Annotated in this window: 11 protein-coding genes and 1 pseudogene; 6 read left to right on the top strand and 6 right to left on the bottom strand. The window is 42.2% G+C overall.

Annotation, left to right across the window (positions count from 1 at the left end; genetic code table 11):
• Positions 1–1,162, bottom strand: a pseudogene (locus SAPGRDRAFT_RS19930) (hypothetical protein); the annotation flags it as partial.
• 375 nt (positions 1,163–1,537) lie between these two features.
• Between SAPGRDRAFT_RS19930 and map the strand changes: the two are divergent.
• The 3 genes from map (at position 1,538) to pckA (ending at position 5,784) form a co-directional block, all read left to right on the top strand.
• A complete protein-coding gene (map, locus tag SAPGRDRAFT_RS15220) occupies positions 1,538–2,341 on the top strand; it encodes a type I methionyl aminopeptidase (RefSeq protein ID WP_002660134.1) in 804 nt (267 codons plus the stop codon).
• Positions 2,342–2,789: 448 nt separating this feature from the next.
• Positions 2,790–4,016: a pyridoxal phosphate-dependent aminotransferase gene (locus SAPGRDRAFT_RS15215; RefSeq protein WP_002660133.1), complete on the top strand. Its 1,227-nt coding sequence runs from the start codon at positions 2,790–2,792 to the stop codon at positions 4,014–4,016.
• 154 nt (positions 4,017–4,170) lie between these two features.
• Positions 4,171–5,784, top strand: coding sequence for a phosphoenolpyruvate carboxykinase (ATP) (gene pckA, locus SAPGRDRAFT_RS15210; RefSeq protein ID WP_002660132.1), 1,614 nt, complete (start codon positions 4,171–4,173; stop codon positions 5,782–5,784).
• A 65-nt stretch (positions 5,785–5,849) separates the two neighbouring features.
• On the opposite strand, the gene SAPGRDRAFT_RS15205 is transcribed toward pckA, so the two are convergent.
• The 4 genes from SAPGRDRAFT_RS15205 to mce are packed head-to-tail and all read right to left on the bottom strand — an operon-like array spanning position 5,850 to position 8,046.
• On the bottom strand, positions 5,850–6,434 hold the full coding sequence (locus SAPGRDRAFT_RS15205; RefSeq protein WP_002660131.1) for a hypothetical protein: 585 nt from the start codon (positions 6,432–6,434) through the stop codon (positions 5,850–5,852).
• Positions 6,409–6,873 carry a hypothetical protein gene (locus tag SAPGRDRAFT_RS15200; protein ID WP_002660130.1) on the bottom strand — a complete coding sequence of 155 codons (465 nt, stop codon included), beginning with the start codon at positions 6,871–6,873 and terminating at the stop codon, positions 6,409–6,411. Before SAPGRDRAFT_RS15200 ends, SAPGRDRAFT_RS15205 begins: the two co-directional genes overlap by 26 nt.
• 13 nt (positions 6,874–6,886) lie before the next feature.
• Positions 6,887–7,645: a sulfite exporter TauE/SafE family protein gene (locus SAPGRDRAFT_RS15195; RefSeq protein ID WP_002660129.1), complete on the bottom strand. Its 759-nt coding sequence runs from the start codon at positions 7,643–7,645 to the stop codon at positions 6,887–6,889.
• Positions 7,645–8,046, bottom strand: coding sequence for a methylmalonyl-CoA epimerase (gene mce / locus SAPGRDRAFT_RS15190; RefSeq protein WP_002660128.1), 402 nt, complete (start codon positions 8,044–8,046; stop codon positions 7,645–7,647). The genes SAPGRDRAFT_RS15195 and mce overlap by 1 nt, the downstream gene beginning before the upstream one ends.
• Positions 8,047–8,798: 752 nt before the next feature.
• Here mce and SAPGRDRAFT_RS15180 point away from each other — a divergent pair.
• From SAPGRDRAFT_RS15180 to SAPGRDRAFT_RS15170, 3 genes are all read left to right on the top strand, one after another.
• Positions 8,799–10,286 (top strand): DUF5106 domain-containing protein, encoded by a 1,488-nt coding sequence (locus SAPGRDRAFT_RS15180; protein ID WP_002660127.1) that lies wholly within the window; start codon positions 8,799–8,801, stop codon positions 10,284–10,286.
• A gap of 234 nt (positions 10,287–10,520) precedes the next feature.
• Positions 10,521–11,336: an IS5 family transposase gene (locus SAPGRDRAFT_RS15175; RefSeq protein ID WP_002657728.1), complete on the top strand. Its 816-nt coding sequence runs from the start codon at positions 10,521–10,523 to the stop codon at positions 11,334–11,336.
• A gap of 171 nt (positions 11,337–11,507) precedes the next feature.
• Positions 11,508–12,878 (top strand): Fic family protein, encoded by a 1,371-nt coding sequence (locus tag SAPGRDRAFT_RS15170; RefSeq protein ID WP_002660126.1) that lies wholly within the window; start codon positions 11,508–11,510, stop codon positions 12,876–12,878.
• 640 nt (positions 12,879–13,518) lie between these two features.
• Here the strand turns inward: SAPGRDRAFT_RS15170 and SAPGRDRAFT_RS15165 are convergent.
• On the bottom strand, positions 13,519–14,658 hold the full coding sequence (locus SAPGRDRAFT_RS15165) for a glycosyltransferase family 2 protein (protein WP_002660125.1): 1,140 nt from the start codon (positions 14,656–14,658) through the stop codon (positions 13,519–13,521).
• Positions 14,659–14,665 lie beyond the last annotated feature (7 nt).

Here is a 14,665-nt window from a genome sequence, read left to right as displayed (position 1 = left end):
ATTTTTTTGCTTCTTCGTCTTTAATTTCAAGGAGGAGCTGCTCTTTTACAAAACATCCTGTAGACCAATTATTGGCCAATAACTCTTGTTCATTGATTTTGGCAATAGCCATATCTTCCTTAAACCAATTTTCTGCAAAGTCTTTTGGAAGTTTAGTATTGTCCAAGAGTATTTTCTTCAATAATTGAGGATCATACTCTTGCTCTGCTTGAATCGCAGCGGCCCAATTTTGAAATAAATAGCTGTGCAATTTAGGGTGTATCCCTTGCCTCGCAGCCGTCAAATTAGAAATGCAGGAGGTAGACTTAATTTTATACTTGAAGTATTCCTCTGCAGCTGGGAGCAAGTCGTATTCATTATTGATTTTCATTTTAATATAGCTGATTACCCCAGCTAGTTTTTCTTCTAGCAGGAGAAGATCCTTTTCTTGCTGCTCTATTAGTTCCTCCTCCGTCAAAAAGTCATCTATGGCCAGGGCTTGGTCCAAAATGCTTTCTAGTTGCTGATAGCTAATTTTCTTTAGTAAATTCTCTTCTTTGATACTAAAGGTATTGAACCAGTTCGCCTTGATTTGATCTTCTTGGCTGTATTTCTCTAAAATGGCCAAAAAGGCCGCTAGAAAGTCTTCAACATTATTGATATCAATAGGAATCGCTTTAATCTCCTTATTGAGCTGTTTACTGAGTGGACCTGGAATCTGTTTGAAAAATTGAGCTAACTGGGCTTGAAAAATACTCAGAGGCGTACTCTCTAGTTTAGGCGATTTACCAATTCTTGATTTAAGTACTTCAGATGCATTCTTAAAGAAATCTGCTAATAATTTCCTATACTGCTCCTTCGGAATCTCCTCTTCCTTAAGGGCCAAAAATAGCTGCTCCAAATTGGCCTTATCCATTTTGAGCTGCGGCTTAAAGGCCTTTAGGCCCTCTTTGGTCTTGAGCAAAGCTGCCTTTAGGCTTGGGCGATCGGGGTCCTCTGCAGGAAGCTCCTGATAAAGTGAATGTAGCTCTAGATATTGGGCCAAGGTTTCTTCATAAAGGGCTGTATCTTCTTGATACTGCTGCTGCTTTACCAAAAAAAGTTGATGATTATCCATTTTTATAGCATTGAATGGGCTAATAAATAAGAAGCTGTGAAATAGAAAAATGGCTAATGCTTTCATTGTTTTTTTATGTTTACACAAAGGTAGTAACTTTAATTTGTAAACGCAAAATAAGTTTAGATTTATTTTTTTGGGGCTGCCCCTTCCTTTGGGCGGGTCGGGCTGTTTATTCCCGTTGGTCATCGAACTGGCGCCCCTATAGGGGCTGGTTGTCACAGCTCGCTGTTCGCTCGGCCCTTTTGACTGTAGGTTGAAACCTACAGCCAGGTGCTATTGCTTTGCTATAATATATAGCAGGATGAGGGCTTGCTAAAATGCAGGGCCAAAAACGGCGCTATGGTCTTAGGGCCTAGGCTAACGACATAATTTATATAGACTGTTTAGTTCGCTAGAAAAATTTGTATCTTTGGGCAGCAAAAATATATATCCGCAGCTATGATTATTTATAAGACGAAAGAACAAATAGAATTGGTCCGCAAAAGTGCCCTTTTGGTGTCTAAGACCTTAGGGATGTTGGCCAGTGAGATTAAGCCTGGGGTAACGCCCAAGCATTTGGACCAATTGGCCGAGGCTTTTATTCGTGACCATGCTGGGAAGCCTGGATTTTTGGGCCTTTATGGTTGTCCGAGCACCTTATTGACCTCTGTAAATGAGCAGGTAGTGCATGGTTTGCCTACTGACCGTCCCTTAGAGAATGGGGACATTATTGCGGTAGACTGTGGGGTATTCATGAATGGATTTTATGGAGACCATGCCTATACTTTTCCGGTAGGGGATATTTCTGATGAGCGTCAGCGTTTGTTGGATACTACTTTGGAGTGTTTGTATAGAGGCATTGAGCAAACTTGCAAAGGCAAGCGTCTTGGCGATATTGGTCATGCGATTCAGGCATTGGCAGAAGAGAGAGGTTATGGTGTTGTTCGAGAATTGGTGGGTCATGGATTGGGTAAAAAGATGCATGAGGACCCGCAGGTTCCGAATTATGGCCGTCAGGGGCATGGCAAAAAGATCAAAGAGGGTTTGGTAATTGCGATTGAGCCGATGATTAACATGGGGACGCATAAGGTGCATACCTTGGCAGATAACTGGACCATTTCGACGATTGACGGGCAGCCTTCTGCTCATTTTGAGCATAATGTGGCCGTAGTTAATGGAAAGCCTGAGATTCTATCTACCTTTGATTATGTAGAAGAAGTATTGGGAGAAAGAGCGGCCTTAAAGCACAACAAAGTACTTTAGTGGCTGTTTAGAGAAGAACTCTTTAGCCGAAGCGCTCCAACTTTAGTAAAAGTTGGAGCGTTTTACGTAAGTAGTTATAAAGTAAGGGGTTGGGCTATGTTTGTCAGCTTTTGGTCAAAAAAAGCGGGGGGTTGAGCTAAATAAAGTAGAGAGAGGCCCCAAAAGCCCGAGCCTTTTTCTATTTTTGTGGTCCTATTTCTTTGCGAATAGCAGGCGGCGAAGCCGCCGCAGGCTGAGGGATGGACAGCAGTGGCCGCAGGCCAGACCTAGGGCTTTTGAAGCGAAGCGAAAAAGCCCGCAGGGCCGAGCGAACAGCGAGCTGCGACAACCAGCCCCTATAGGGGCGCCAGTTCGATGACCAACGGGAATAAACAGCCCGACCCGACCAAAGGGAGAGGCAGCCCCAAAAAAGAAACAACAGCAACAACAACAATACAAATTTACGCTTATGCCATCGATTTCACAGAGAGGTCAGTATACGCCGGCCTCGCCAATACGGAAATTGGTCCCCTTTGCGACAAGGGCTAAAAACCGTGGGGTAAAAGTTTATCATTTGAACATTGGGCAGCCTGATATTGTAACGCCAGACATTGGTTGGAATGCGATTAAGGAGGCTGATATGAAGGTTTTGGAGTACAGTCATTCTGCGGGGATGGAGTCTTATCGGCTCAAGTTGGTAGAATTTTATACTCGTTATGGGATTCAGCTTACGCATAATGATATTATTGTGACCAATGGGGGTTCTGAGGCCTTAATGTTTGGGATGATGGCTTGTTTGGATTCGGGGGATGAGATTATTGTTCCGGAGCCATTTTATGCCAACTACAATGGATTTGCGCAGAGTTTGGGCATTAACATTCGGCCAATTACCTCAACGATTGAGGATGGTTTTGCCTTGCCGCCGATAGAATCTTTTGAGGCCTTGATCACGCCGCATACCAAGGCAATTTTGATTTGCAATCCGGCTAATCCCACGGGGTATTTGTATAGTCCTGCGGAATTGGAGGCATTGGGGGAGATGGTAAAAAAGTATGATCTTTATTTATTTTCTGATGAAGTATATAGAGATTTCTGTTATGATGGCCGCAAGCATTTGTCGGTATTGGCGATTCCGGGATTGGAAGAGCATACGATCATGTTTGATTCTATTTCTAAGCGCTATAGTGCTTGTGGAGCTAGAATTGGTTTGATGGTAACTAGAAACAAGGCGGTATTAGAAACGGCCATGAAATTTGCGCAGGCTCGTTTGAGTCCGTCTACTTTGGGTCAGATTATGGGCGAGGCTTTTATTGATGCCGATATGGATTATTTGGACCAAGTGCGCATTGAGTATGACAAGCGTCGGCAATTAGTTTTGGCTCGTTTGAGAGCGATGGAGGGGGTTGTTGCCCCCACGCCCAATGGTGCTTTTTATTTATTGGCCCAGCTCCCGGTGGATGATACTGACAACTTTTGCCAGTGGTTGCTACAGTCTTTTCAGCTAGATGGAGAAACGGTCATGCTAGCGCCTGGCTCTGGCTTTTATGCTACTTTGGGCTTTGGCAAACAAGAAGTGCGGATTGCCTATGTATTGAATGAGGCGGATTTGAACAAGGCCTTAGATTGCCTAGAGGAAGCCTTAAAAATATACCCTGGTCGCACGATCAACAATAATCAACTAACGACTCACCGTTAATATAGAACAACTACGCCTACTGCAAAAAAAAATACGAGTAGGCGTTTTTTTATTTCAAAATCAGAGGTTTCGGCCTCTAAATCTTTCATCTTCAGCTGCTTTTCTAGCCAACAGCAAATAGAAGTGCAGCTGTACCTATCAAAATAACGACGCAATGAAGCATGTAGGAATTAAAAACCCGAAGGCTGACTTGGCCCATTATGGCCTAAGCAATTTTGCGACTGCTTACTGGAACCTTCCTGTTCCCGAACTAGTAGAGCACACAATCCAACTTGGAGAAGGCGTTCTGGCTGATACGGGAGCGATCAGAATTAAAACGGGCAAATTTACAGGTCGATCGCCCAAAGATCGCTTTGTAGTACAAGATGAGCTTACGGAGAACACCGTAGACTGGAACAGCATCAATATGCCCTTTGAGCCGGCAAAATTTGATGCGCTTTACCAAAAAATTGCCGCATACTTTGCAGACAAAGACCTCTACATCCGCGATGCTTATGCTTGTGCCGACGATAACTATCGTCTAAACTTGCGTCTGATTGCAGAAAAGCCTTGGTCGGCTATGTTTGCCAACAATATGTTTTTGCGCCCTAGCGAAGAAGAACTGCTAAACGCAAATCCAGAATGGACCATTCTCTGTGCGCCTGGCTTTATGGCTAATCCTGAAGTGGACGGTACTCGCCAAGAAAACTTTGCGATTATCAACTTTAGTAAAAAGGCAATTATCATTGGTGGAACAGGCTACACTGGAGAGATTAAAAAAGGAATTTTCTCGGTGCTCAATTATGTTTTGCCTCAAGAACGCAACGTACTTTCTATGCACTGCTCGGCCAATGTGGGCAAAGATGGCGATACGGCTGTTTTCTTTGGCCTTTCGGGCACGGGTAAAACTACGCTTTCTGCTGATCCTAAGCGCAATCTTATCGGAGACGATGAGCACGGCTGGTCAGAAGAAGGCGTTTTCAATTTTGAAGGCGGCTGTTATGCCAAAACTATTGATTTGAGTGAGGAAAAGGAACCTCAGATCTGGAATGCGATTAAGTTTGGGGCTATTCTCGAAAATATGGAGTTTTTGCCCAATAGTCGTACCCCTGATTTTGCCGATACCAGCATTACACAAAATACTCGGGTTTCTTATCCTATTCATCATATTGATAATGCCCTAGAACCTTCTAAGGGCGGGGTTCCCCAAAATATTTTCTTCCTTACCTGCGATGCCTTTGGCGTTTTGCCTCCCTTGTCTAAATTGACGCCAGGCCAAGCCATGTATCACTTTATTTCTGGTTATACCGCTAAGGTAGCGGGTACAGAAGCAGGTATCGACGAGCCCGTAAGTGCTTTTTCGGCTTGTTTTGGTGCGCCTTTCTTGCCCTTGCATCCTACTCAGTATGCCGAAATGTTGGGCGAGCGCATGCGCAAGCAGAATGTGAACATCTGGTTGGTCAATACGGGCTGGTCTGCTGGTCCTTATGGCGTAGGTAGCCGCATTGCCCTAAAATATACTCGTGCTATGATCACGGCGGTATTGGAAGGTCAATTGACGGATGTAGACTATCAGGAGATGCCTGTTTTTGGTTTGCATATGCCCACTAGCTGCCCCGGCGTTCCTGCCGAAATATTGAACCCTCGTAATACTTGGGCCGATAAAGCGGCTTATGATGTGAAAGCTCAAGAGTTGGCCAATAAGTTTGTTAGCAACTTTGATACGTTTAAGGATCAAGCCAATGAGGAAATCCTAGCTGCTGCTCCAGAAGCAACGGTTAGCCTCTAAGTTTTTTCTTATCGCAAAAAAAAGTGAGCTCTGTTGAGCTCACTTTTTTTTTGGCCCTATGGCCGCTATTTATCTTTTCCCAAACGATGCAGCAATTGCAAAATACAAGCTAAACCGCCTAAGTATACCGCTTGTAAAATAAAGAAGTTGATGCTGTCGCTAAAAAAGAGCAAACTGCCCAAAACACACCAAAACAAAAGAAGCAAATAAACTAACCAGCTTCCTTTTCTGCTCATTTGACTATAGCCATTGTATAGCCAATGGCCCGATAATAAAGCGGGAAGAATTTGGACCAAAAAATCAATCCACCAATAATCTCCAGGCTCTAGCTCCGAGAGGAAAAGATTGGCCCCCAAAATGCCCAATAAACCAATGGCCAAGGCCACCGCCAACCAAATCGGCAAAAGAATTATGGCCCACTTTTTTATGAAATTCCAGTTGGCCAAGCTTAGATAAACGCCCGTAAAAGCAGGCAGACTGAGTTGCAATAACTCTCCTTTTAAAAAGAGAATTTCTTCTAGCTGCAAATAGGCCACTACCAACAAAATAGCCAAGAGCAAACTGCTACTAATGGCCCAATGAATCCAGGAGTATATACGTACAGCCCCTACAGACGGCTGGCTATTATTGTTCGTTGCATTCTTGCTCATCTTCTTCGTTTTCGCTTAATGGACTAGGAAATTTTATCTCTATTTCGTCTTCTGTGTCAAGATCTTCCGCCTCCTCAATTTCGCCCAATAAGGCCCGATGAATTTGCTCAAAAATGGGGCTGTGCACTAATTTTGTTCGGTTTTTCCAAAGATAATAACCGCCATAACTCAAAGCCGCAGCCATCAATCCAAAAGCAAGGACCAAAGCCCAGCCCCCCATAAGCGGCCAAAGTAAAGCAGCCAACAATAAAGTTAGGGTGAGGCTCAAAAAGAGGCCCACCAACAACAAAATAGCCAAAAGACTGAGGAGCTGGCCCAGTTGAGCCACTCCCCTCGCCAAATCTTCGGCCAAACGCTCTCGGTATTCCTCAAAACGCTCATCTATGTAGGCCGTTAATCGCTTTTGCAAACGATCCGACCAATTGTTTTTTCCAAACATCTCAGCATCTGTTCTAAAAGAAGAAAGCCCGGACAACTACAGAAATTAGCAAGACCACTAACATCCGATGTGCCCAAAGTCCCGCCTTAGGGTGCCTAACCGCAAAACGAGCGCCCAGTTGCCCACCCGCAATTTCGCCAACACTCATCGCCAAGGCAAAATCCCAGCGAATAAGCCCACTATAGGCAAAAAGTAGGACCGCAAAAATAGTATAGCTGGCAATAGATGCCAATTTTACGCCTCCCGCATCAATAATGTTGTAACCCGCTCCCAAAACCGTGACGACCAAAAATAATAAACCCACGCCCATCTGAATGAAGCCCCCATAAAGGCCCACCAAAAAAAAGAGCGGTACCACTAAAAATGGCGAAAGGGCCTTGGGATCCGTCTCTTTTAGCCAGCGCTTACTATCAAAAAGGACAATAAACAGCAAGGCTAGAAAAACGTACTTCATGCTGTCCTTAAAAACCGCATTATCGACATAAATTAAGAGAAAAATTCCACATATTCCGCCCAAAGCAGTAGAAACTACCATCAGCCAGTCGCGACGCCAATTGATTTTTCCCGCCCGCTGATAATGGGGCAAGGTAAAACCTAACATGGCCAAAATACTAAAGCGAATGGTCGCACTGGCCACCTTGGCCGGCAAACCCACCACATACATCAAAATAGAAAGCGTAATGACCGATCCACTACCAGCCAAAGTATTGATAAACCCCGCTAGCAAACTTCCAAAAGCCGCCAAAAGGTATAAATAAATATCCTCCGGCATTAGTCCTTGATACTTTGACAAAGCTCTACCAAAACACCATTGCTAGACTTTGGATGCAAAAAACAGATGAGTTTGTTATCGGCCCCCCGTTTGGGTGTTTCATTCAACAAACGGTAGCCTTCTGCCTGCAAACGCTTCATTTCGGCCTCTATATCTTCCACTTCAAAGGCCAAATGATGAATCCCCTCCCCTCTTTTCTCTATAAATTTGGCAATGGGACTATCTTCTCTACTAGCCTCCAAAAGCTCAATTTTGCTCTCGCCAGCCATAAAAAAACTGGTGCTCACCCCTTCCGATTCTACGGCCTCAATTTTATAATGCGCTCGGCCCAAAAGGCTAGCAAAAAGTTCGTTGCTGGCCGCCAAATCTTTTACGGCAATTCCAATGTGTTCTAGTTTCATATTCCTACGTTTTTTAAAATGATAATTTTTTGGGGCCTCAGCTGCGGCTTCGCCTTGCTGCGGTTACTCCCTTCGGTCGTCGAACTGCGGCCTAAAGGCCTTGTTGTCGTTGCGCAGCTCGCTGTTTTTTTGGGGCCTCAGCTGCGGCTTCGCCTTGCTGCGCTACGTTTCGCAGCTCGCTATTCGCTCGGCCCTGCGCAAAAAAACAAGTTTTTTGCTGGGTCTGCGGCTGCGCCGCACTGCTGCACATCGCTAGGCCGTTTTGGCCCTGCGGGCCAAGGACCAATTTCCTAAGCCTGGCAGCGAAGCTAAGAACTTAGGCCCTCTTTTTAAAACCTGATCTTTCTTTAAGCTCGTTTTAGCATTCTTGTTGAGCAAAAAGGAAAAAAAGACCCAAAAATAAATCTAGCGCAAAAAAAACCGTTTTGGCCTAGCGATGTGCAAGGGTGGCCGTAGGCCAGACCCAGTTTTTTGAGCAAAGCGAAAAAAACGCAGGGCCGAGCAGACCTGCGAGCCCTGAAACGTAGCGCCGACGACCGAAGGGAGGCGGAGGCCCCCAAAAAATAATTCCCTTGCAAAATGGACAAAAAAATAGCCGTCTTCGTTTTTTTCTTGCTGGCCCAGCTTTTGAATAACTTTAGGGCAGTAAATTTAGAATTTCAGTTTTAAATAGCCCTTAACTAGAAACTTAGTTAAAAAAACTTAGTTTTGTTGACGGTATTTAGATTTATATCAAAAATAAAATGCTTTAGATGAATTGGATTGCACGCAGCTTATTGACCTTTTCCTTGTTTTGTTTTGCGCAAGGACTCTGGGCCCAAAAAGGCTATGACATTAAGGTAAAATTGAATAATTATAAGAACGATACTTGTATTTTGGGTTATCGTTTGGGAGACAAAACTTATGTGAAGGATACCGCTATTGGCCGCAATGCGCAGGGGTATTTTGAGTTTAAGAAAGATACGCTCTTAGAAAAAGGGGTGTATTTGATTTTGACCAAGCCCACCAATAGTTATTTCGAGTTTTTGGTCCCTTCTGATGAAGAGCAAACGCTAACCTTAGAAACCAAGGACGAAGGTGGAAATTGGGTAAAAAACCTAAACATTAAAGGCTCTAAGGATAATATGGCCTTTGTGGATTATCTACATTTTTTGTCTAAGCAGGCCGAAAAAAACAGAAACTTGCAGAGCCGTTTGCAAGAGCTGCAAAAAGAGTTGGATGAAATGCAGGGCCAGGGGCCAAAAAAGGCAAAATTGCAGGCCGAAAAAGAATCCTTGGAGCAAAAAATGAAGAAATTGAATGGCGAAGTAGCGGCTTATCAGGAAAAAATGATCAAGGAGCGCCCCAACTACTTATCGACCAAGTTAATTTTGGCTTCTCGTCAGCCTGAGGTGCCTCAAGCCATTGCTGGCGACAGGCTACAGTCTTATTATTATTTCAAAAAACATTATTGGGATGATTTTGACTTTGGCGATATGCGTTTGATTCGCACCCCTGTTTTTCAGCAAAAGTTAGATTTTTACTGTGATAAATTGACGGTTCAGGATCCTGACTCTGTCATTGTTTCCATTGATTTTATTTTGGGTAATATTATTAAGGCTGGCGACAAAGATATGTATCAGTTTGCGGCTGCGCATTTGCTCAATCGCTACGCCAATAGCAAAGTAATTTGCATGGATAATGTTTATTATCATATTGGGAGCAAATATTATTGTGGTGCAGAAAAACCAGATTGGGTAGAGCCCGAACAATTGGAGAAAATTTGTGCAAATGTTGAAGATTTGCGTTATAGCCTTTGTGGAGAAAAAGCGCAGGACATTAAACTGACCAATATTAAAACGGGCTTGCCCGTTAGCCTTTATGGTTTGAAAAAGCGTTTTGTGGCTGTTTATTTTTGGGACCCCAGTTGTGGAAACTGTAGCAAAAACTCTAAGAAATTGGTCCCTGTTTATGAAAAATGGAAAGACAAAGGCTTTGAAATTTATGGGATCTGCAGCAAAAACATTGAGGATGTAGATGCTTGTAAGAAAAAGATCAAGGAATTGGGCATGAACTGGATCAACACCAGCGATAAGGCTTATCCTTTGGCCTTGACCAAAAAGCTTTATAATGTAAAAGTGAATCCTTTTGTCTATTTGTTGGACCAAGAAAAAAATATCTTGTACAAACGCCTAGACCCCGAGCAAATTGATCAAATTTTGACTCGTGCAGCAGAAGAAGAAGCTAAAGAAAAAGGATAATTTCTCCCCTTTCAATTAGCGGCTTTCAAATAGCGAGCGGCAGAAAAATCAGATGGATTTTTCTGCCGCTTTTTTGTCTAAAAAATTATTGCTCAGTCTATTTGTAGACTTTTTTCTATTTTTACAATGAGCTTGTTTAAATTTTTTAGTCAGCAGCTAGACTAAGGCAAAAAAAAATGCTGCAAAGCGCTTATTATTGTTGATTACGACAAAAACAAAAAAAGGCTTTGCAACATGGTTGTGAATTTATCAAAAGAATTTATTACGGAAAAAATATTAGCATTTTTTCCCGAAAAAAAATTGGCTCGAAAAACCAAAGCGCCTCTGTGGCAAATTGTTAAAGCGATAATTTATAGGCTTAAAACAGGTTGTCAGTGGAGAGAATTACCGATACAATCTTTTTTTGACGAAGTTCTAATTTGCTGGCAAACAGTATATTACTACTTCAATAGCTGGTCCGAGTCTGGTATTTGGCAAAAAGTGTGGATCCAATTTCTAGCCCATGAAAAATCTTGTTTAGATTTATCTAGTATACAGCTTGACGGAAGTCATACCCCAGCGAAAAGAGGGGGCGAAGCTGTGGGTTATCAGGGCCGAAAAAAGTCCAAAACCACAAATGCTCTCTTTCTCACAGATAAAAATGGGCTGCCAATCGCTATGTCTCCGCCTTTTGCGGGAAACCATAATGATTTGTTTGAAATCGAGAGTCATTTCCAAAAAATGCTTGCCGATCTGCAGCTTTCAGACATCTCTCCTGATGGTTTATTTATGAATGCTGATGCAGGGTTTGATAGCAAAAAACTTAGAGAAAACTGCCAAAAAATGGGCATTATCCCTAATATTGACCACAACAAAAGAAATAGAAAAAAAGCTTATTATCAAGATATTATAGATGAGGAACTTTACAAAGAACGCTTTTCTGTTGAGCGAACTAACGCATGGATTGACGCATTCAAAATTTTACTCATTCGTTTTGAAAGAAAAGCCGACAACTGGGCGAGTCTACACTATTTAGCCTTTATACTTATTTTCCTAAAACGAAATTTTTAAACAAACTCAATAATAGGTTAGTCCGGAGTTCAAAGTTTATTAAGCTTAAGCTCAAAACGAAAGGCTAAACTTTTGAATCTGTAAATCCAAAGGCAAATACTTACAAACACTTTAATCACTAGCAGTTTAGAAAGCAAGTTGGCTTAAAAAAACTTTTTAACACGACCTGATATGATTGAATTAAGCAGAGACCTCCTTTCAGCAGACCTATATCAAGAAATAAAAAATCTTCTTGAGGAAATTGAAGAATTTAGACAATCGCCCTTAGATAAAATTGCTCTTGAAAAACTAAGAGAACATTTTAGAACTCATCATATATTTCATAGTTCAGGAATAGAGGGCAACCGATTAACATTACAGGAAACTTCATTAGTTCTTAAAGAAGGGATCGATATCAGGGGGAAACCCTTGAAGGATAGTATTGAAGTTAAAAACCTTGGAATTGCCTTTGATTTTTTATACGAATTAGTACAACAAGATGTAGAAATTACAGAAAACTATATCAAGCAACTTCACAGTCTAATTATAGGCAATGACCCGACTCTAGATCCTGGCAATTATAGAAATATTGGTGTGATTATAACTGGTTCAGAACACAGACCCCCAGAACCTTTTGAAGTACCAATAAAAATGCGTGATTTATTTGATTGGATTAAAGCCAATAAAGATGAAAATCCAATCATTGTTGCTGCTGTTGCTCATCATGAAATGGTAAAAATTCACCCCTTTAAAGATGGAAATGGTAGAACGGCAAGATTACTTCTAAATTTAATATTACTCAAAAGTGGATTTCCGATTTGTAATATAAAAAGAAGCGAAAGGCCTGACTATTACAATGCATTAAGTTTGGCTGATGAAGGAGAATATGAGCCAATAATTGAAGTCATTACAAAAAACTGCACTGAATTATTTGGAGAGTATATTCGACTAAGAGATGAGTCAAATAGACTAAAAGATTGGGCAAAAAGACTTGGTAATAAAGATACTCCACAGGGGCTAGCAAAAAGAAAGACTCAATTTGAACTTTGGTTGAATAAGGTGAATCAAATTAAATTAGAGTTCAAACAAGTTGTAAATGTAATTGATGAAAACGTAGAAAGTTATTATGTTAGCTTTTATGAATATCCTCCTATTACATTTGAAAAATATCAGCAGCTCACAGAAAAAGGAATAGCGGCAGGTACAAACTTTTTTTCCATTCGTTTTCACAATAACGATACAAATAGAATTGTAACTACCCTAATGTTTAGGTTCTATCGCTCTAATAATAAATTTCCACAAACAGCAAACGTAATTCCACTTGAATTGAATATTTTTAATGCAGAAACAAATGACTTCCAATTTATTGGTTACTCAAATCATAGCCATAAAATTAACTTAAGATCATTTTTTATTGCCGATAATGGCCGTCTTGTAGTTAGACATGCAAATTCAGACGAAAAAAATCCAAATTGGGAAAAAGATCATGACAATGAAGTTCTTTCTGAGGTAGTTCAGTCCTTTTTTGAAAATGTATTTTCGTCGATGCTCGGAATTAGATAAGGGATAATTCCCCCCCCTTTCAATTAGCGGCTTTCAAATAGCGAGCGGCAGAAAAATCAGATGGATTTTTCTGCCGCTTTTTTGTCTAAAAAATTATTAGTCCGTCTAAAACTCACTGCTCCGAAAAGCGAACAAGGACTTTAGTCCGCTAGTTCGCTCAAGTCAGCAACCTTGGGCTTCAGCCCAGGGCGGGAATAATATAAGTTGTTTTTTAACCCTGAATTTTTACTGTCTTTTTTTAGGGCCATGGGCTGAAGCCCAGGGTTGCGAAGCTATGCAAACTGGCGGGCTAAAGCCCTTGTTTGCTGAAAATGGAAAAATTTTTAGCTTCAAGAAAAAAACAGCTCCCCCAACTACAGCCGCAAAAAAAATCCCCTCGAATGAGGGGATGACAATTTTTCAGCTAGCCTAGGGCCTTGGCCCTGGGGTTCCTATGAAATTTATGGGGGATAGTGTTGTATGGCTGTGGGTTTCAACCCACAGCTATGGCCGAAGGCCAAACGGCTGAGGGATGGATAGTGGTGCGGCGCAGCCGCAGACCAAAGTTTTTGAGCGCAGCGAAAAAACTGCAGGGCCGAGCAGACCTGCGAGCCACGACACAGCCCGACCCGAGCAAAGCGAGGGGCAGCCCCAAAAAAACTTACTGCTCTATATCTTTAAAAGTTTTTACCTTTTTGGCAAAATGCAGCCAGACAATACTTTTGCGCAAATAGCCGGCAGTATTAAATCGAGGCGTTTTTTGATAGGCATAGGCTGCAAGACGTTCCTTTATTTCGGCTCTTTTTTTCCAGTGTTTTGGAAAAGCAAAGAAAAAGTGCCAATGCGCTTTCACGATAGCGCCAATACTCCCCCATTTTCCTTCTTTCATAAAGCGAATAGCGGCCAAAGCATCCAATAAAAGTCGCCAGTATAAAAGGAGGAAAAGGCCCAAGCCCCCCTCTTTATTTTTGAGTAGGCAAACCAGACTGTTTCTAAAATTGAGATAATCTTTGCGGGGATTATACATTGGGAGCGTGCCGCCGCCTACATGCCAAACTTTGGCCTTAGGGCAAACATAAATTTGATAATTGCCTCTTTTTAATCGCCAACAAAGATCTATTTCTTCCATGTGCGCAAAAAAATCGGCATCTAAGCCGCCAAACTGATGATAAAGTTGGCTGCGAATGCAAACTGCGGCTCCGGAAGCCCAAAAAATTTCTTCGGTTTGATCGTATTGCCCTTGATCTTCTTCTAATTCGGAAAAAATTCGTCCTCGACAAAAGGGATATCCCCAGTGGTCTATCCAACCACCTGCTGCGCCAGCATGTTCAAATAAATTGCGCTGGGCTTCCATCAAAATTTTTGGTTGGGCGGCAGCACGTTGGGGCGATTTTTCTAGGCAATGAATGAGGGGTTCAATCCAATCTGGACTAACTTCTACATCAGAATTGAGCAGCACATAATAATCGGCATGTTGCAATTGGGCCAAGCCGCGGTTATAGCCTTCGGCAAAGCCATAATTTTCGGGCAAATCAATATAATAGCGTGGAATTTCCCTGTCGGCAGATTGGGCCGGCGGAAAAGGCTGATCGGCTGTAGCCATAAAGCGCTCGAAGCCCCATTTTTTTAGTCGGTCAATAGAATCATCCCTAGAGCCATTATCAATCACAAAAAGTTGGGTATTTGCGTAAGTCGTTTGCAAAACCGAGGGTAAAAAGCGCTCGAGATAATCGGCTCCATTATAATTGAGGATGGCAATGGCCACCAATGGCTGTGGAGCGGCTACTTTAGAAGCAGGCATTTGATTT

Source organism: Saprospira grandis DSM 2844 (assembly GCF_000275825.1).
GTDB classification, from domain to species: domain Bacteria; phylum Bacteroidota; class Bacteroidia; order Chitinophagales; family Saprospiraceae; genus Saprospira; species Saprospira grandis_A.
Note: the sequence above shows the minus strand (reverse complement) of the source record. Positions and strands in the feature narration are given on the sequence as shown.

Excerpts from the sequence above, each read along its gene's own strand:
- map (WP_002660134.1), top strand. The coding sequence starts at position 1,538 with ATGATTATTTATAAGACGAAAGAACAAATAGAATTGGTCCGCAAAAGT.
- SAPGRDRAFT_RS15215 (WP_002660133.1), top strand. The coding sequence starts at position 2,790 with ATGCCATCGATTTCACAGAGAGGTCAGTATACGCCGGCCTCGCCAATA.
- pckA (WP_002660132.1), top strand. The coding sequence starts at position 4,171 with ATGAAGCATGTAGGAATTAAAAACCCGAAGGCTGACTTGGCCCATTAT.
- SAPGRDRAFT_RS15205 (WP_002660131.1), bottom strand. The coding sequence starts at position 6,434 with ATGAGCAAGAATGCAACGAACAATAATAGCCAGCCGTCTGTAGGGGCT.
- SAPGRDRAFT_RS15200 (WP_002660130.1), bottom strand. The coding sequence starts at position 6,873 with ATGTTTGGAAAAAACAATTGGTCGGATCGTTTGCAAAAGCGATTAACG.
- SAPGRDRAFT_RS15195 (WP_002660129.1), bottom strand. The coding sequence starts at position 7,645 with ATGCCGGAGGATATTTATTTATACCTTTTGGCGGCTTTTGGAAGTTTG.
- mce (WP_002660128.1), bottom strand. The coding sequence starts at position 8,046 with ATGAAACTAGAACACATTGGAATTGCCGTAAAAGATTTGGCGGCCAGC.
- SAPGRDRAFT_RS15180 (WP_002660127.1), top strand. The coding sequence starts at position 8,799 with ATGAATTGGATTGCACGCAGCTTATTGACCTTTTCCTTGTTTTGTTTT.
- SAPGRDRAFT_RS15175 (WP_002657728.1), top strand. The coding sequence starts at position 10,521 with ATGGTTGTGAATTTATCAAAAGAATTTATTACGGAAAAAATATTAGCA.
- SAPGRDRAFT_RS15170 (WP_002660126.1), top strand. The coding sequence starts at position 11,508 with ATGATTGAATTAAGCAGAGACCTCCTTTCAGCAGACCTATATCAAGAA.
- SAPGRDRAFT_RS15165 (WP_002660125.1), bottom strand. The coding sequence starts at position 14,658 with ATGCCTGCTTCTAAAGTAGCCGCTCCACAGCCATTGGTGGCCATTGCC.